Annotated in this window: 14 protein-coding genes; 5 read left to right on the top strand and 9 right to left on the bottom strand. The window is 33.0% G+C overall.

Going from position 1 to position 19,563, the window contains the following annotated elements; all coding sequences use genetic code 11:
• The coding region (locus NK987_RS19680) for a LamG-like jellyroll fold domain-containing protein (RefSeq protein ID WP_259265250.1) at positions 1-772 on the top strand (772 nt) is incomplete at its 5' end.
• 183 nt (positions 773-955) lie between these two features.
• Here the strand turns inward: NK987_RS19680 and NK987_RS19675 are convergent.
• The 9 genes from NK987_RS19675 to NK987_RS19635 form a co-directional block, all read right to left on the bottom strand.
• Positions 956-1,963, bottom strand: a complete 1,008-nt coding sequence (locus NK987_RS19675; protein WP_259265249.1) for an ATP-grasp domain-containing protein — start codon at positions 1,961-1,963, stop codon at positions 956-958.
• A gap of 161 nt (positions 1,964-2,124) precedes the next feature.
• Positions 2,125-2,694, bottom strand: coding sequence for a polysaccharide deacetylase family protein (locus NK987_RS19670; protein WP_420841192.1), 570 nt, complete (start codon positions 2,692-2,694; stop codon positions 2,125-2,127).
• 398 nt (positions 2,695-3,092) lie between these two features.
• Complete coding sequence (locus NK987_RS19665) at positions 3,093-4,370, bottom strand: GNAT family N-acetyltransferase (RefSeq protein ID WP_259265248.1); 1,278 nt, start codon at positions 4,368-4,370, stop codon at positions 3,093-3,095.
• A 453-nt stretch (positions 4,371-4,823) separates the two neighbouring features.
• Positions 4,824-5,753: a glycosyltransferase family 4 protein gene (locus tag NK987_RS19660; RefSeq protein WP_259265247.1), complete on the bottom strand. Its 930-nt coding sequence runs from the start codon at positions 5,751-5,753 to the stop codon at positions 4,824-4,826.
• A gap of 8 nt (positions 5,754-5,761) precedes the next feature.
• Positions 5,762-6,874 carry a glycosyltransferase gene (locus NK987_RS19655; protein ID WP_259265246.1) on the bottom strand — a complete coding sequence of 371 codons (1,113 nt, stop codon included), beginning with the start codon at positions 6,872-6,874 and terminating at the stop codon, positions 5,762-5,764.
• Positions 6,875-7,194: 320 nt separating this feature from the next.
• The gene (locus tag NK987_RS19650; RefSeq protein ID WP_259265245.1) at positions 7,195-8,133 is read right to left on the bottom strand and encodes a UDP-glucuronic acid decarboxylase family protein; all 939 of its coding nucleotides are present in this window, start codon (positions 8,131-8,133) and stop codon (positions 7,195-7,197) included.
• A 95-nt stretch (positions 8,134-8,228) separates the two neighbouring features.
• A complete protein-coding gene (locus tag NK987_RS19645) occupies positions 8,229-9,860 on the bottom strand; it encodes a GNAT family N-acetyltransferase (RefSeq protein WP_259265244.1) in 1,632 nt (543 codons plus the stop codon).
• Positions 9,861-10,173: 313 nt separating this feature from the next.
• Complete coding sequence (locus NK987_RS19640; RefSeq protein ID WP_259265243.1) at positions 10,174-11,208, bottom strand: DUF354 domain-containing protein; 1,035 nt, start codon at positions 11,206-11,208, stop codon at positions 10,174-10,176.
• A 65-nt stretch (positions 11,209-11,273) separates the two neighbouring features.
• Positions 11,274-13,103, bottom strand: a complete 1,830-nt coding sequence (locus NK987_RS19635; RefSeq protein ID WP_259265242.1) for an ABC transporter ATP-binding protein — start codon at positions 13,101-13,103, stop codon at positions 11,274-11,276.
• A gap of 440 nt (positions 13,104-13,543) precedes the next feature.
• Here NK987_RS19635 and NK987_RS19630 point away from each other — a divergent pair, with 440 nt between their 5' ends.
• The 4 genes from NK987_RS19630 to NK987_RS19615 all read left to right on the top strand — a co-directional run bounded on the left by NK987_RS19630 (position 13,544) and on the right by NK987_RS19615 (position 19,535).
• Positions 13,544-14,623 carry a glycosyltransferase gene (locus NK987_RS19630; RefSeq protein WP_259265241.1) on the top strand — a complete coding sequence of 360 codons (1,080 nt, stop codon included), beginning with the start codon at positions 13,544-13,546 and terminating at the stop codon, positions 14,621-14,623.
• Between the two features lie 70 nt (positions 14,624-14,693).
• A complete protein-coding gene (locus NK987_RS19625; protein ID WP_259265240.1) occupies positions 14,694-15,803 on the top strand; it encodes a glycosyltransferase family 4 protein in 1,110 nt (369 codons plus the stop codon).
• Between the two features lie 368 nt (positions 15,804-16,171).
• Positions 16,172-17,824, top strand: a complete 1,653-nt coding sequence (locus tag NK987_RS19620; protein WP_259265239.1) for a BspA family leucine-rich repeat surface protein — start codon at positions 16,172-16,174, stop codon at positions 17,822-17,824.
• Between the two features lie 34 nt (positions 17,825-17,858).
• Positions 17,859-19,535 carry a BspA family leucine-rich repeat surface protein gene (locus NK987_RS19615; protein WP_259265238.1) on the top strand — a complete coding sequence of 559 codons (1,677 nt, stop codon included), beginning with the start codon at positions 17,859-17,861 and terminating at the stop codon, positions 19,533-19,535.
• Positions 19,536-19,563: the final 28 nt, after the last annotated feature.

Below are 19,563 nucleotides of genomic sequence, written 5' to 3'. Positions count from 1 at the left end.
AATCACAATTGCCGCTTGGATCAGGCCAAATGCCGTCGAAAACAAAGGTATCCTCTCCAAATTGAGCGGTAACGGTTTTGAATTCAGGATTTTATCCGATGGCAAACTCGAATTCAGAATCAACAGAGCAGCCTCAGGATCCGCATATAAACTGAATTCAAACCAAAGTTATGTCGCAAACGGATCAACTTGGACACATGTCGCCGTAACATTTGACGGAACAAAATCAACAATCTACATCAACGGCGTCGAAGACAATTCGGCAACTTATGCCCCGGTTCAGATCATTTCAAACACCGCAGACCTGAGAATTGGTGCCATTTCAACAGTAAACAGATGGAACGGTGACCTGGATGATGTCATGCTTTACAGCAGGGCACTGACCCCATCGGAAATAGCTAGCATGGTGACTTTGGTAGGATCATTTAGAATAATTGACAGCCAAAAAGATCAAAATCCATCCGGCGGCTCAGAAGAAAATTCTTCAGTAACGGAAAAAGATGCCCAAGAAAGGGAAAGGCCGGGAGTAACAAGGATGTTCCCGAATCCTGTATCGTATCTGATCAACCTTGAACTTTCTAATCTGCAGGAAGACCGGGTACAGGTAAGTATATTCGACATGAAAGGAATCCTCTTGATGGATCAGGAATTTGAATCCGAAAACGGAACATTGGTCTTGGATATTTCCAAATTGAGGCTAAAACCCGGTACACATGTCCTACTCGTCAATACCAATGGTAGCCAACAGGTATTCAAGTTCCTGAAGAAATAATTTAAACACATTAATGCTAATGAAGCCTTCAAAGTCCATGTTTGATTTTGAAGGCTTTATTTGATTCAAATATTAATTTCAAAACAATCTTTTTGATCACATTTAAAAAACAAAGACCATAAGAGATAAAAAAAAAAGACCTGTTAAAAAACAAGTCTTTTCCATAGGAAATATTAAAAAAATTCATTCTAACAACAAATCAACCATCCATCCATATGGGTTAAATTTTCCGGTATGCCAAACCAAATTGCTATCCCAATATCCTTCACATTTATCATATACTGAGGAAACAAAATCATAGCTGACCTCTACAACAAATGGATTACCATTATCATAAATAAAGTCGAAAGCGGCACACTTGCTTTTCATTTTTTTAGAAATATCAAAGGCCATCCTAATTGTATTATCATCAAAATTTTCTTTCCCATAAAAAATCAATCCACTTCCTGAAGCCCTAAAATCATTTTCTCTAACCATCCTTTTTATACCAAATGCCTTATCACCTATGACGATGATCCTAATATCAAAATCATTACTCGGGATAAACTCTTGGAAATAGATATAATTAACCTCCCTGTTCAGTTTTCTTTCATGCTTAGGGACGTACACCAATCTTTTAAGGGCTCCTCTTACATGAACCAATTTTCTATTACCTAATTTATACTTTCTCCAGGTTTCCTTCAAATAATCTAAAGGTCTATGCTGATGGCTAAATCCTTGACCAAAAGCAGTATTTACCAATTTTAATGCCTCTAGCTTATTTCTAACTAACCTAACATTCCATGAACCAGCACCATTTCTCAGTTTGAATACTTTAGGGAAACTTGTTTCGTTCAACCATTGAATCGCATCAACTTTAGTAAAAAACACAAAAGAAGGAACAAGTGGAGCACCAATTGACTCAAACAAGTATTTTTGACCAACTTTATCATCATAATGCCAACTTGTAAAGAAATCAGGAAAAACTTTTTTCCCGCTCACCTCCAAGGAAAATAAAAGCTGTTTTGCGAAAATTTTATCAGGTTCAGAGGCCTGATAATGGTTCCACATAAGGCCATCACAATCTTTTAGTTGGTGAATAATATCATTAGAATAACAATTTACAATTTTGTATTCAATTTGCATTTTTTCACAATAGGCCATCCACCTTTCTGAAAAGTTTCCAATTTCCTTATGAATCGCTATTTTCATATTTGATAATCATTAAAATTTAATTTAACAGAATTTGAAAAATTAATGGGTTTTTAAAGTAAACAAGTTAAATAAAGTCAAAAACAAAGAAAATAAAATAATTAAAATTTAGAAAAAAGTTATATATCAGTAATAAGATCTCATTTCATTTATCAAAACAATTACCTATAATCTACCTCTTGCTTTCCCTTTAAGAATTTTCTCAATAATGACCAATAATCACCAATCACTAATTTTGTAAAAATAAATGAAGGACTCCCTTTCGAAATACCGTTTCTTGGAATAATTAATGGATTATCGTTGATGTTAAATCGTCTTTTTTCTGTGGAAAAGGCAAGTCTTATATCACATTTTTTTAAAATCCCGATTTCCCGTTCGGTAAAGTCCAATCCGGGAATACCGTTGGGATAAGCAAAACTCCTTACTTTCTTCCCTAACATTTCACTTAATTCTTCAATAGAGTCTTTTATTTCTAAAATAACTTTTTCATCAGATTCATTTTTCAAAATTGGATGAGTCTGCGAATGTGCTCCAATTTCAACCAATCCTGAATTTTGAAGTTCAAGTAATTGCTCAAGATTCATTCCAATCCTATCCTTAGTTGGGACACCGAATCTTTTTCTATAAAAGTCAATTAGCCCATAGATTTCATCACTTTTCTGCGATTTGAGTAAGGCATGCACCTGGAATTCATTTCTATATTTTATTTTGCTATGGTTGATTTCATTCATGCATTCCAACAACTTCCTATAATCATAACCTTTAATCTCCTGAAACCAAAAATTGCTTCCGGTTTTGACAGATTTTGGGGAAACATAAATAGAAATTGGAATATTGTGTTTTTTGATCAACGGAAACAAATGGTTGTAAACACTTTTATCACCATCATCAACAGTGATATGGCAAGCATTTTTAAGCTTTAAATCTCCGTAATAAAAACTTTCTAATTCATCAAGGTTCACAAAATTATAATGTCTTTTTAGGACGAGTAATATACTTTCCATCCATTGGATATCCTTAATAACATGGAAATTGATGATGGTGTTCGGTAACTTGAAGCTCATTTACAACTAAAAAATTTTAGGAGTGAACATATTGACCTTGTAAATTAACAAAATGGGTGATTTTTTTAATCTTTTTTTAGATCTAAACTTAAAGATACGTATACTTTAAGAATTTCAAAATCTGAGTCAATTTTATTTTCTCCAGAATTCGAAGAGGAATTATCATTGTACCAAATACAGGCAAGTAAATTATTATCTCTAACTAAGCTTATAAACTTTTGATTTTCCTCCAACCTTTTTAAAGAATCTTCCAAAAATTCCCATCTTGAAACATTCAAATCAAAATCTCCTACTCTTAACAAATCATCTAAATAGTCTTTTTTAAATTCTGAATTCGGAAGATATTTCTCATTTACTATTTTTCTCGCCCAACTAAGACTCTTATTATCCGAACTCGAATTGTTTAATCTCAATGTTTTAAAAAAGTAATTAAGCCTGTTTTTAACCTTAGCAATCTTTTTATTCAGAACTACCCCCACTTCCATGGGGCGAACCCCTAGTCGTAAATAATTTTGTCTGATTTTTTTTCTGATTTTTCTCCTAAAAACATCAGTTAGATTAGGGCTGATTAGCAATTCATATAAGTCTTCATGGGTGTTGCAAAACCGCTCTTTGTAAGAATCATATCCGGGAGAAAGTTTTAAATTTTTGAATCCTTCTTCATAAAGAAGTTGTCCTAGGTAATATAAATGTACCAAACCGGGAGAAAATTTCCCATGCCTTGGAGAATATGTAATCAAACCGGCCAAATGTGCAGTTTTATTATCCTCAATAATGATTACTGCCCCAATCAGCTCATTATCAAACCACAGAATGGAGACATGTAAAATCCCTTGATCAAACCAACTCACAAACAAATCATGGGGTGTATGGTCATCCCCAAAAGGAATTTTATTAAATGCGGCACCTTGCCTCAAATCATAAAAAACAGCAATATCTTTCAGGGCACTGATTAATTCTCCTTTGGATTTTACCTTTTCAAACCGGACTTGTCCAGCACGGTTAATTCTATTTGATTTAGACCTAAAATGCCTTTTGTTTAGAACTTCTTTAAAATCCCCTTGTTCATAATCCAAGATTGGATTTTGATATTCTTCAAAAACAGTCATTTTTTTGAAAGAAGGGAATTCAACAAAAGGAGTAAAACCCTTTGGATCGGGTAAGCTTTTCAAATTAATGAATGTATTTGGAAAAAATTTAAAAAGTCTTTTGATCCCATAGTCCCAAAAATCCTTTTCAAAACCAGGCAACACAATCCAGGTTTGATATAGCGCATAGAATGTCCCTGCACCCTCTAATCTGGAATCTCCTTTTCCGGTATTTTTATCAATTTTTTGCGCCAATGTTAGTAATCCAACCAATTGGTCCTCAAAATAAACGCACAGAAGAATCGGTATATAATCATCCTTGTTGATTAAATACCATGGCAAAACAAATGACTCTTCTTGAAAAATGCTTTTTACTTCACAATTATTCCAAAGTTTACTCCATTGAGCTTTGAATTCCTTTTCTTCTAAAACCGAAAACGCCTCGATTCCGCGAAAAATCTTGGTTTCAATTTCAGAAGATTTGGCAAATTTTGGGTGATTTTCCATGTAGCAACAAACGCTAAGAATCATTAATAATTTTCAATTAAGCATGAAGAAAAATAAATCCTTCTTCTACTTGATTTTAAAACAGTAAATCGAAGTAAAAACCTAAGTTATCAAACACAATTTGTTAGAAATATTAAATTTTTTTTTAGATTTTTAGGCAGTATCGGTAAAGCTCCATGAAATAGTCCCTTTGAAATAAAATCACTTGATTTTATGGTATAATTGATCGATTTTATTTGAAATAATTTTATTATCAAACTCTTCGATTTTATCTTTTTCAGATATTCTCATTGGCTTTTTAATCAATTCTTTAATCCTCCATACAAAATCATCTACATTCTTTGGCTCAATAAAACAACCGCGAATATTTTTGCAAATACTTCTTACTTCGCCAACATCATTGGAAAGTATAGGAAGACCGTTTAAGATCGCTTCTTTTACTACTTGAGGGCTACCCTCGCTGATACTACACATTAACAAAAGGTTTGCACCTTGCATATAGGTATTAACTTGACTTCTATTCAATCCATGTAATTCTAAAAATTGGATGGAAGTATTGGTTTCCTTTCTAAGTTGGGCAATCACTTTGAAAGCAAATTCAGGATCCTTCACTTTTCTGTCAAAAGAAGAGGAAAACAAAATAACAAAATCATCCAAGGGCCATCCTAAACTGTCCCTTACAACACTTAATTCTTTAATGTCAACATCCATATCTATTCCGCATGGGATAGTTTCAGAATTCTTAGGTATAACCTTTTTCATAAAAGAAGAAACTAGGATATTGTAATCAGCCATCTTTGATGCAATGACAGATAATTTTCTCTCATTGACATCATTGATATCAGTCCCATGGAATGTAATTATCAACTTAATTTTAAAAAATGAAAAAATCTTTGATAAGGATGCCGAAAGACCTGCAAGACCATTGTGGGCATGTATAATATCAAACCCCTCTTTTTTGTATATTTTTAATATTTCCAAACTAGAGCTTAAATATCCTGAAAACCCTCCCTTTTCAATTAAATAATGTTTTATATCATGATTATGGTATTTTTTTAAAGCCTCTCCTTGTTCGTGAACGAAGGGATTGGCTTTCCCATTTTTTATTCTACTAACAAACAATATTTTCATATAAAATTCTATAAAACAGATCGATAAACAGATTCAAACTCCTCTCCCATTCTAGCCAATGTAAATTCATCCAAAATCCTTTTTTTTGAATTTTCTCCCATTTTTTGCATTTTTTCCGGATTGTTGAAAAGCGAATCTATCAATATTGCTATTTGCTCAGGCGATTCATTGGTAATCAGAAAGCCGTTATCATTATTTACAACTTCCCTTGTACCACCAGCATCATTGGCAATGACGGGCTTTCCAAGAGCCATATATTCGATTACAGAATTAGATATACCTTCCCCATGAATTTCAGAATTAGAAAATAAAACCCCTAAATCACAAGCATTAACCAAAGATTCAACATTTGTCGTTCCAGGTATTGCCCTTAGATTTGTGTAGCCATCTATTAAGACTTTGGATTCTTCAAAATATTTTGAATCCTCCTTTTGAAAAAAACCTACACCAATAAAGATGGTGTCCTGCCTTAACTTAGTCAAAGCGATACCCACCTCAAAAAACCTTTTATAATCTTTATTTTTGGAAAAAGAAGCAACCATCACAACCACAAAATTTCTATCTATATCAAAATCTTTCCTGACTTTCTTGATTTCGATAAGATTCTGAAATCTTTTTAAATTTAAGCCATTGTAAATAACCCTAGATTTAAATTTTGGTGGTTCATAAACTTCTATACCTGCATAAGAGTTTGACAGTATTACTTTTGAAAAATAGAAGTTCATTTTGTTCATCATTTTTCGACCAATACTAATTTTTGGAGGGGCTGCAGTAATTTGACTGTTGACAAGCTTTATATGTCTATGGGAAAAAATGAATGGCAACACTGTAAAAGTTTGAACTGCCCCCCAGGTATGAATGATATCAGGATTTATTTTTCTGGCAACTTGATAAAATTCTGTAAAATTACTGATCTTACTATTTATTGAATCAAGAGATATCCAATTGACATCTAGTTCAAGGATTTTTTTGAAACCGATGTTCTTGTTTTTGGTCACCAAAATAAGTGAATACCGTTTCGTATTTTCCAAATATGTCAATAATTCAACTAACCTTCTTTCCTTCCCTCCTGAATTTAAGGACCCTATAAAAAAAAGAATTTTAATTTTTTTACTGTTCATCGTTTTTAAATTAAATCAACCAATCTTTCAAAAAAAATTCACAAATGCTTTTCATTCAATTAAAGTTTCTAGAATTCAAAAAATAGGGTGAGAATCCGAAATACAATATTCACTTTATTAAACTTTATTCCAAATTTCATTTAGCTAGATTCATGCCACTTTTTCTTTAATTATTCAAAATCACTAACAAATGGTTTTTCATTTTTTCCTAAGTAAAGATTGTTAAAAAATGAAATAAAGTTAATGCCGAAATTTACACATGTAATCATTTTTTGTCCGACTATTTTTACGAATCATACCTTTAAAAATTCATAAATTTTTCACAAAGATAATTCTCTTTTAAAATAATCTATTGAACTGATCAATCCTTCATCTAAAGACACCTTAGGTTCCCAATCTAGCTCTTTTTTTGCCAATTCTATGACCGGTTTCCTTTGCATTGGATCATCTTGTGGTAAAGGAAGAAATTGAAGCTTACTTTTGCTTCCTGTCAATGCAATGATTTTTTGTGCCAATTCAATCATTGTAAATTCACCGGGATTCCCAATATTAACAGGACCGGTAAAACCATCTCTTGAATTCATCAATTTATACATTCCCTCAATAAGGTCATCTACATAACAAAAACTTCTGGTCTGCATCCCATCACCAAAAATTGTAATATCCTCTCCCTTAAGAGCCTGCACTATAAAATTGCTCACCACTCTGCCATCGTTAGGGTGCATTCTTGGACCATAGGTATTGAATATCCGCATCACTTTGATATTCACTTTATGTTGTCTATGATAATCAAAAAACAAGGTTTCTGCACATCTTTTTCCTTCGTCATAACAAGCCCTAATTCCGATTGTGCTGACAGACCCCTTATAGGATTCCGGTTGGGGGTGAATTTCTGGATCACCATACACTTCTGAGGTACTTGCCTGAAGAATTTTAATTTTCAACCTTTTAGCCAAACCCAACATATTGATTGCACCAATCACGCTGGTCTTTGTTGTTTGAACTGGATCAAATTGATAATGTACAGGGCTAGCAGGGCAGGCAAGGTTATAAATTTCATCTACCTCTACAAAAAGCGGGAAGGTCACATCATGCCTTAGGAATTCAAACTTCTTATTTTCCAAAAGGTGATAAATGTTCTTTTTCCTACCCGTAAAGAGGTTATCAACACAAAGTACCTCATTGCCTTCTTTTAATAATCTATCACATAAATGGGAGCCCAAAAAACCTGCTCCTCCTGTTACCAATATCCTTTTCATATAAAATATCTAAGCGTGTATACCATTATCGAAATCCTGATTGAATTTAACTCTTTTCAAATATTTTAGTATTCCAAAATAAATCGTTTTTGCCCTCAACGTGATTTAGTATTTAAAAATAATGAATCCCCGATCAAATCCATTTCCTCTTTACTTAACTCAATTGGAATTCCTTCAACATTTTCAATTTCAGGGAACAAATATTGAATATTTTGTTTAATTGAAAAGAGAATTTCATTTAAACAACTTTTCTCGTAAAAAGAAAAGAACAGACCAAGAGCATCAAAAGTACTTCTACTTTCAGAATTTTCTAAATGGTTTTTTCCTTGCAATTTCATTAACCAAAGTACTGCTTTCAATTTTTCATCCTGGACCACTGTAATCAAGTCATACCCCATCTCAATTTTTTTCAATGAATCCGAGAATAAATTCCGTTTATCCAATTTTCTTTCCTCAACACCAAATAAAAATAAATCGGAAATTTGATTTCTTTTAATGGATAGAGAATCAATCCCCGCTTCTGTTGCTAAAGAAATGGATATCAAATTAAAATTTATTTTGTCCCTTTTTGAATTTTTATCATCAAGTTTCCTTGGACTGTTCAAATTCAAACCATTTAAATTATTTGAAGTCCTTCTGCCTTTAATTTTATCACGATAAGTTGACACCGCTGCAGAAAAGAAACCTGACTTTTCAGAAATTGCCAAAACCCAATTCTTAACTTTTTCTCGAAAAATCATGGAAAAAATGAATTTTCTATTGGAAATCCATAATTCATGTACTTCCTCTTTAAAATTGGATAGCATGCTTTTATAACCATCAATTCCCCCAGGCGTAAGGTCAAAATATTTTTTCCCTTTTTCTGAAAGCTGAACACCTAGCATTAAAAAAAGCAAAATACCAGGAGAATATTTAGAGAAAAATGGAGAATGACTGTTGATCCCCTGTAGATGAATCACATCTTCCCCGATAAAACCTGCATTGGAAGCAATTACCTTTTCATCCAATTTCAAAAGGCTAACATGTAAATGCCCCAATTCAAACATTTTTAAAAGAAATTCCCTTCTTTGAAATTCTTCCTGAAATACCATTTTGCCATATAGAGCCCCCTTTCTAAAGTCATTCTGTAAAATCATTTCATCAATGACCATCTCAAATTCTGAGACTTTGGAAAGTTCAACAAATTGAAGGTCTCCAATCCTTTTTAACCTGTTAATCTTTTCTTTCCTGTTTTTCTTTTTCAATTCAGCTTCCAATTGTTCTTTATTCAGGAACATCAAGGGTTGTTCATATTCTTTCCGGAAATACCTTCCCTTTAAGATTTGAAAGTCCTTTAACCAAGCGAGGGGTGTATGAGAAGGCAAATATTTAAAATGAAGAGTAACCTTTGGAAACTCATTCCGTAAAGCCAAAATGGAAGTTTGAATAAAATCATTGCCGGAAGCAGGATAAGAAATCCAAGTTTGATATTCCGCTTGGTCAAACCCTGCAGCTGTGATTTCTTTCTTATCCTTAAATGTTACAACTAAAACCCCACTTAATTTTTGTCCATCCCAATCTGTAACTACAATAGGGGAATAGGAAGGATATAATTTAAACCAGTTGATAACAAAATCCTGGTGCTGAAATACTGTCGCCCATGGACAGTTATGCCATAAATCATCCCATGCACTTAAAAATAACGGACTATTAAATAATGCAACAGCACCACTTTCTTTAAAAATCATAGTTTTAAATTAATTCGTATACCTGCTTTTATTTCTGTCAAAATTAAACACGGGTGAAGTCCGGCTTTATTTTTTTGTACTTTGGCTGGTCACAAAATGTGAATTTATCTTTGAGAGAGAAGAATCTATTTTAGCATTTAACCGGAATCCAATGCTATCAATTTGTCTAATTTGGTAAATCCAAATGAAATACAAAAATCAAGCTTATCTGCGAATCAAACCATGGAAATGGATTAAATTTATATTTATTAAGGGGAGGTTTATATAGAAGAACCTTTACCAATGGAATAAATATTTCGAATTGCCAGGTAGGTTATGAATATTTTAAAACTTCCGCTACCATAAATTGAGTTGTATCAATGTTATCTTTTAGCAACTGTTTTCTAATGCTTTCATATTTATTTCGATTCTTGGAATCAGACAATAATTCCAAAGCTTTTCCAATAGCCCGCTGTTGATCCTCTTCACTTTCAGTAAAATTAAATACCAAATTGTACTTTTTTTCTTGCTCATCGGTATATCCCCTTCCGTCATTATCCATAAATATTGACGGAGTTCCCAGAACTGCTGCCTCAGAGGCCATTGTTGCACTTTCTCCAAAAAGCAATGAACTGAAGAAGATAGCGTCATGGATTTTATCAAATGGGATCTTGATTCGGTAGGGTTCTAAATCTTCAGGAAGTTCTCTTTCCGAGGAAATGAATACCCTGGAGAGCTTGGACATTTCTTGGATTGCTTTTCTTTTGTTCTCCAAAGACATCCCGGTATGTCCAAAATCATGTGCAGCTGCCCACGATACAAACCTTACAATTACATATTTCTCACCTTCTCCAACTTCCAAAATTTTTAGAATTTCTTTGTTGGGAGTAAAGTAATTTGGATGGAGATAGGATAGCTCCATGTACCCTTGAAACCTGACATGTTTGGAACCTAAATCTATCCTATAACAGGAGGGGGTAAATACCTTAGTGGCAAAAGGAACTGTAAGTCTATGGTGAAGTGAAGCGTGTTCGGTATCACTGAACACAAGTGATGGTTTTCCCAAAAACTTCGCAACTTGGGATGGATAGGGATGTAAAAAATTCAAAAATAAATCCGGCTTAAACTTTTTTGCCAACCGGTATAACTTATAGTTTGCATAGACCAAATAAATGAATTTCCCGATTTTCCCATCCTTTCCCTTGCCCCTATCCTGGAATGGAATCTTATATAAATTTAATAAACGGTGCTCAATTTCTTTGTTCCGGGACACAAACAATACCTTATGGCCCATTTCTACCATAATCGAATAAAAATTTCTAAAATAATGAACATGGGCAGGATGATTGATGTCAATTAAAATTCTCATTGGTATTGTTTTTCTTTATCTTTAAAAAAATTAATTTCTAATTTAAAGTGATTTTGTAATTTTTATTAAACTACCTTTTCTTCCCTTTTTATGGAACCAAAATCCTGTAATTCAACCATTCTTTTAAATTCTGCAGACTTTTCTTGCAAACTGAAAAAATCTCCCTGCTCTTCAATTTCTCCATTATTTAATAAATAAATAATATCAGCACTCTTAATGGTAGACAACCGGTGTGCAATCACTATGATTGTCAGACTACCATTTAAACCTTCAAAATATCCCTGTATTTCCTGTTCGGTTGAAGAATCTAAGGCAGAAGTGGCCTCATCCAAAACCAATAAATTTACATTTTTATACAACTCCCTCGCAATCGCTATCCTCTGCTTTTGACCTCCCGAAACCATTACTCCATTGTTACCCAAAGGAGTATCTTCCCCTCTTTCAAGGTTCGTTAAAAATTCAGACAAAGAGGCTTTTTCTATACTTTCTTGAAACCTCAACAGGTTTTCTTTCGACTTTTCAGCCCAAAAAGTCACATTATTAAATAAAGTATCATTAAAAATCACAGGTTCTTGGGTGATATACCCAATTTTGGATTGGTATTGCTGAATATTGGATAATTTCAAATCATGTCCATTTACCAATAGTTTACCACTTTCTACAGGTAGCAAACCTGTAATAATATTGGTCAAGGTAGTTTTCCCACTGCCGCTTGGACCCACAAAGGCAATGGTCTTATTTTTCTCAATTTTCAGGTTGATCCCACGCAGCAATATTTTCTCATCATAAGAAAAATTAACCTCTTGTAATTCCACTCTTTCTATGCTATCAACCGATTTTCCACTGTTATAATTTAACCTATTCGCATTCAACTCCGAAATAAATTCCTTATAACTCACCAAAGAACCGGAATAATTGAGAAAGGAATTCCAATAATTTTGAAAAACAATAATTTGATTCAACGAGCGGTAAAAAAACAACAAGCTCAAAATAATTGGCCCCAGTGCTGTATTAAAATAGGTGGTTTGGATAATAATAACTGCCACAACCACAGAAATGGAAAGTGGTTCCTTGGTTGCCAAAAGAATTGAATTATAAAACCCAATTTTTTTGTTCCTACTCACCAATTCCACAATAGTCTCCTTGATTTTTTTATTATATTCATTTATCTGCCCTGTAGCCCTGAGGTATTTAAAATAATGGATCTGCTGCATCATCAATCCATGAAAAGTATGGTTACCTAAGGTAATCCTCCTAGAAGTTTCTTTTGTTTTTTGGTAAAGTCGGTTATAAACCAAATTCGAAAGTGCTCCTCCAATAACCACCAACAAGGCAAATTGAGGATTTGTCAAAAATGCCAAGGAAATATAAACAACCACAGTCATTATGGATTGGACTGCAGAAGCATAATTCTTGTATGCTTGTTGCACGCGATCCACCTCAGTACTAAAAGAGTTTTGAATCTTACCCGAATCAATTTTAATAAAATACCTGTAATTAAGGTTGCTGATACTTTCTACGGCTTCAAACCGGACTTTTTTAACAAACCTTGTACCTAAAATAACACTATAGTAGGATTCCAAAAATTTAAAGATTCCTTTCAAGGAAAAAAACACCAAAATCAAAAGCAACACCGTTACAAGATTGAGAGAAAGCCCAACATAATTTAGACCCTGTATAAAATAATCCATATTTCCAGACCCTCCGGATGACGCATCATAAACCCCTCCTGATTCAACCAGCTGAAGGAGTGGGATAAACATGGCCAAACCCAAACCATCCATCAATCCAACAGAAAAGCTAAGGGTTAAGGAAATAAAAATTCTACTTCCCAAATAGGAATAAAAAAACCTAAAATCAGAAAACCAGTTTTTTATATTTAATTTATTTACCATTTTAAAGAGATAAAAATGAACTCAATCACAAATATTGTACAATAATCGAAGAGGAATCAATCAAATCTGAATATCCTTATATTATTTTTTAGAGAACTTGGGCGATTCTATCGCATAGATAATATTTTTTTTTAAAAAATAATATTGATATTGAATAATTAAAAGGAATATTTGCGAATTCAAATGTGAGTTAATTACTTTTTACTAGATTTGATAATACTATTCCATTAGGGATTGGAAAATTTTTATTAAAAAGTTAAATTAAATTTTCACCCAATTCTTGACTGCTAAAATATCCTAAATAAGGTAAGTAAACAGCGGATGAGGAATTCCCTATTTTTTGCCAATTCACAAAAAAAACATTTATTTGAACCTGTGCAGTCATTAATTTCTATAACAAATACAAAATGCCAAAAATATTCTTTTTTCAACATCAAAATATGGAATTAATAGTAGAAAATGGAAAACCCAGGGGAGGGGCCGCGGTACAAACCTTAGTTTGGATGCAGGCTTTTCATGAGTTGGGATTTGAAGTTTTCTTGGCAAAATTTGAAAATGACAACAGAAAATTACTTGCTGAATTTGATTGGGTCAAACCGATATCTATTTACCATCCTGAAAAATATAAAAAAAGACTGACATGGTTTACTTATAGGTTTCCATCAATATACAGCGCTTTAAAAAAAAGTGGAAGCGATTACCTTTACATATCCATTCCCAGATGGACGACTTTTTATTTGGGAATAATTTGCAAAATATTAGGAATAAAGAAAATAATAAGAATTGCGAATGACAATGTCCTTGACAATAGAATATTTGTTGACCACAAAAGAGTAGAAGCCTTTTTTATAAAATTGGCACTAAAATATAGTGATTTAACTTTAACCCAAAACGAATTTCAATTCAAAACCTTAAAAAAAAGATCCCCAAAAAATCTTGTATTCAAATTCTTTAATCCTGTAATCATTGATTACAGGTTTTTGAAACCAAAAAATCTTTCAAGCCAAGGATATATTGCTTGGATAGCGAATTTCAGATACCAAAAAAACCTCTCACTCCTTTATCAAATAGCAAAGAACATCACTGAAATCAATTTTAAAATTGCAGGCGAACCTTTATTCCCTATGGATGATGAAACAAAAGACAACATTGATTTTCTCAAAAGATTACCAAATGTTGAATTTGTAGGAATTTTAAAAAGAAGCGAAGTATTACCTTTTCTATCAAATGCAAACTTCCTATTGAATACCTCAAGGTATGAGGGGTTTAGCAATACATTTTTGGAGGCTATGCTTACGGGGACACCAATTTTAACGACATCTAATGTTAACCCAGATGGGATAATTGATGACAATAATCTTGGTTACGTATATGAAGATAGTGATGACTTGAAAGGTATTTTGAAAAGTATATCAGAATCTGAATATAAATCAAAATCAAATGCAATGATAAATTTTGTGAAAGAAAATCATGACCATATAATTTTAGGAAATAAGGTATTGGAAATTTTACCCAAGTAACCGATTACAGAATTTGATTTTTTACAAATTCTTGGTGAAAATTATAATTAAACTTTGAAAACTTGAAATCATGACTAAAATTTTATTCACCCAATCAGACATAATTGAAATGATGGTTGAAAAAGGAAATCCTTTTGGAGGTGCAGTAGTTGAATCATTCGTATGGATAACTGCATTAAGTGAGCTTGGCGTAAAAATAAATGTGTTTAAAACAAGTGATGACAAAAGAAGCACCAAGGATGAATTTAAGTTAATTGAAACAATTGAAACTTATGACCCCATTAAGGGAATGAGGTGGGCAAGGTGGTTAACCTACAGGTATCCAAACCTCATTTCAGCAATAAAAAGGAGTGATCCGAACTATGTTTATGAACCAATTCCAACTTGGAATTCTTTTTTTCTTGGACTCGTTTATAAGTTTTTGGGGATAAAGCAAATATTAAGAATTGCAAATGACAACATGCTTGATGAAAGAATTAAAATCACCCATTCAAAATTCGATCAAATATTCATACAACTTGGCTTTAAGATATGTGACTTTATATCAGTTCAAAATGAATTTCAATTCAACACCCTCAAAAAAAAATATCCTAATAAAAATATAATTAAATTATTTAATCCAATAGTGATAAGTTCTGATTTTATTGTTAAGGATTATAATAAATCAGGATACATATCTTGGGTAGCCAATTTTAGGTATCAAAAGAATCTTCAACTTTTGTACAATATTGTTTTGTCCTTACCAAATGAAGAATTTAAAATTGCGGGTAAGCCCATATCCCCTTTAGATGAGGAAACTGAAATCTTTATCGAAAAATTAAAAGATTTACCTAATGTAGAATTTGTGGGTTCAGTTTCGAGAAATGAAATTTTACCTTTCTTCTCCAAATCCAAATTCCTTTTGAATACCTCTAGGTACGAAGGATTTAGCAATACATTTTTGGAGGCAATGATGACAGGAACTCCAATATTAACGACTGAAAATGTAAATCCCGATGGCATCATTGACACATTTGGATTGGGTTACATCTATAAGGATGAAAATGACCTAAAACAAATTCTAAATAGTATTTCTGAAACACATTATTTGCAAAAATCAAAAAACTGCATTGAATATGTCCAAAAAAATCATGATCATTTGGTTCTAGCCCAAAAATTATTGGACTTTTTAAAAATATAGATTTACACTATTGGGGATACGCTTATGCTAAATTAAGGTTTTTATTTGGATTTTCCTGATTTTAATTTGATCCGATATAATTTTTGGTAAATAAATATAATAAGGAAAATAAAGAAAAAAGGAGACTTATCTGACAATTTAAGCGTATTCCTTGTGACCAATTTTTTTGGGGAGGGAATCCATAAAAAGAATTTACCTCCAATCTGAAATATAAAACAACCATCGTTTCGCAAAATTAAGATTTTTTAATGAAATACAAAATTCAAACTATACAATACAATTTATTGAGTTTACTTTGTTATATTTAAGAATCAGGTCTTAAAATTTTTAATACTTAAGACTTTCACTTTTAATCTTTTCAATTAGCCATGGAAAATTCCATCAAAAAATTCTACGTATTTCTTTGTATTTTATTGGTGACTGTTTCCTCCTGTCAGCAGGGAGACAGTGATTTGTCAATTAAGGAAGGAAGCGTAAAACTTGGAGGCATCAGCCTTGAGTTTGCCCCTATGGATACGGAAGGTAGTCGCCTTAATGCTACCTCGCCTTGGATTCATATTTTCCCTAATCGGGTGGAAATAGTTTTTACCAATAAAGCTACAAATCAGAAGTTCGTACTTGAATACAACCCCATTGATTTCTCTGCACCATATTCAATCTTGCTTCCATTTGGAGCATATGAATACTCTTCAAAATTGGAATCAGGAATATTTTCTGACTTTTTACCCTTTGAGGCCAAAGGTGAGTTTATTCTCAATAGTGAAATAATGACAATCAATCTTAAGGGTAAAACAGATTATGGATTGGTGACTGTTAAGGATGAATTGTTATCCGAGGCAACTATTTCTTATGGTGATAATAAAGAAGCTCTGGCCCTTGCAGATGAAAGGAAATACCAACATAAATATGTAAAGGGAGGAATAGTTGCTTTTTTAAAAATTACTGAATCTATTCTTGGATCATCTATTACCAAGGAAATCAATGTAAAAGCAAATACACATTACAATTTCGTACTGAAACTGACTGAAGGCCGGCCAACCATTACTGAACTTGCTATTGACCCATTTGAACTGGTTGACGAAGATATCCCATTTGGTTTATCGGAATTTTTTGAAGAAAACGGAACAATCAAATGTCCACAATCTTACCCTGGTGCAAAAGGGGTTGTCAATGGAAAAACCTACGAAGCTGTCGACAGGGCTTTATTGATCGAAAGAAGGGATGAAGGAGCGGACTTGTCTTGTGTCTGTACATCTTTAGTGACGGATATGAATGGGATGTTTCAAGGAACTGTAAATCAACATTATTTTTTTAATCAGACTATAGGGTCTTGGGATGTAAGCCAAGTAACTGATATGAATAACATGTTTCAGTTCTCAAGTTTTAATCAAAACATAGGTATGTGGAATGTAAGTAATGTTAAAAGCATGGAGTCAATGTTTTTTGCTGCCTATGAGTTTAATCAACCATTAGGTGAATGGGATGTCAGTAATGTAGAAAACATGTCAGGTATGTTTTATGCCACAGAAATGAATTATTCATTGGAAAATTGGGATGTAGGAAAGGTAACAGATATGAGCAGAATGTTTGCAGAGGCATTTTCATTTAATCAGCCAATTGGTAATTGGAATGTTAGTAATGTCACCAATATGGAGATAATGTTAATGCACACCACTAAATTTAATCAACCATTGGATAATTGGGATGTTTCAAATGTAACAAACATGAGATATTTATTTAGTAATTCTGCGTTCAATAATCCAATTAATAATTGGGACGTGAGCAATGTTGAAAATATGACTGGAATGTTTTCAGATGCCATGTTTTTCAATCAACCTTTAAATAATTGGGATGTCGGGAAGGTTTTATTAATGGACCAAATGTTTTATTACGCAGCAATGTTTAACCAAAATATAAGCAATTGGTGTGTTGATAATATTAAGACTAACCTAGAAGGATTTTCGATTGGAAGTCCTCTTAATGAGGAATACGAACCAGTTTGGGGTACCTGCCCTGATTAATTTTATCAACACTAATCTTTTTAAAAATATATCAATGAAAAAGACTATTAAACTTTTCTCGTTATTGTTACCCTTCACTATGGTTTGTATGCTATCCTGCCAGCAGGAAGACAGTGATTTGTCAATTTGGGAAGGTAACGTCCGATTTGGAGGTATCAGCCTTGAATTTGCACCGATAGGAACTTCAGGAAATCGTATGGAGGGGATTTCTCCTTGGATCCATATATTCCCTAATTCAGCCAATATTTTTTTTACCAATAAGGTTACCAATGAGGAATACATTCTGGAATATAACCCCAATGATTTCTCTACACCTTATACAATATCACTTCCTTTTGGGGCTTACGAGTTCTATACTAAAGTAGAAGCAGGTATTTTTTCTGACTTTTTGCCTTTTGAGGCAAAAGGTGAATTTATTCTCAATAGTCAAAGCCTAGAAATAAGTCTTGTAGGAAAAACAGATTATGGGTTAATATCAGTGAAAAACGAATTTTTGGAAGAATCAACGGTCTCTAATGGCAATGTCGAAGCAGACCTTACTATCTGTGAAAATGAGACTCATTTTTACAAATATGTCAAGGGTGGGACCAGTACGACACTAAAAATCATTGAATCAACGTTTGGGGGCACAATAATTAAAAAAATCAATGTTGGTGCTAATGTGCACTACAACTTTGTGCTTAAACGAGGGGAAGGAACAGCTAATATTATTGATCTTTCAATTGATCCCTTTGAACTGGTTGATGAAGAAATCATCATTGGATCTCCAGTATTTTTTGAAGAAAACGGTACTATAAAATGCCCACAAGCATCACCTGGGGATAAAGGAGAAGTAAATGGAAAAGTTTATGAAGCAGTTGATAGGTCATTATTAATTATTAGAGGGAATGAAGGAGCTGACCTATCTTGTGTTTGTACCTCTTTGGTGACGGATATGAGCGAGTTAGTTTTAAAAATAACAGATGGTGAGGAGATTCTAGATTTCAACCAGAATTTTTCGAGTTGGGATGTTAGCAGAGTTGTCACAATGGAAAAAATGTTTTATGGTGCAGAATATTTCAATCAACCTATTGGAAATTGGGATGTTTCAAAAGTGACAAATATGGAACGAATGTTTGGTCATGCTTACAGTTTCAATCAACCTATTGGCAATTGGGATGTAAGTAATGTTATCAATATGAGAACTATGTTCAGTGAAACTTTAAGCTTTAATCAAGATATAGGAAATTGGGATGTAAGTAATGTTCAAAATATGTCCGCCATGTTCGGTTTATCAAACTTCAACCGACCAATCGGTGATTGGGATGTAAGCAATGTTACGGATATGAGCGCAATGTTTGCTGAGTCACTTTTTAATCAACCTATTGGAAACTGGGATGTAAGCAGTGTGACAAACATGGAAGCGATGTTTTATGATAATAAAAATTTCAATCAACCAATTGGCAATTGGAATGTAAGCAAAGTAACTTCTATGGCTTCTATGTTTATGAGTATAGGTGCTCCCGCCAGTCCAAACATATTCAATCAACCGATAGGGAATTGGGATGTTAGTAATGTGTCAAATTTGGCAAGGATGTTCTTTGGATCAAATTTCAACCAAGATTTAACCAAATGGTGTGTGCAGAAAATTGCAACAGAACCAGATAACTTTTCGATAACCGGTTCCCTTTCGGAATCCAACAAACCATTATGGGGAACCTGCCCTGATTAATTTTATCTACACTAATCTTTTTAAAAAA

Source organism: Aquiflexum gelatinilyticum (genome assembly GCF_024813435.1).
In the GTDB taxonomy this organism is placed as follows: domain Bacteria; phylum Bacteroidota; class Bacteroidia; order Cytophagales; family Cyclobacteriaceae; genus Cognataquiflexum; species Cognataquiflexum gelatinilyticum.
The sequence above is the reverse complement of the archived record's forward strand: the minus strand, read 5'-3'. Positions and strand labels throughout refer to the sequence as shown.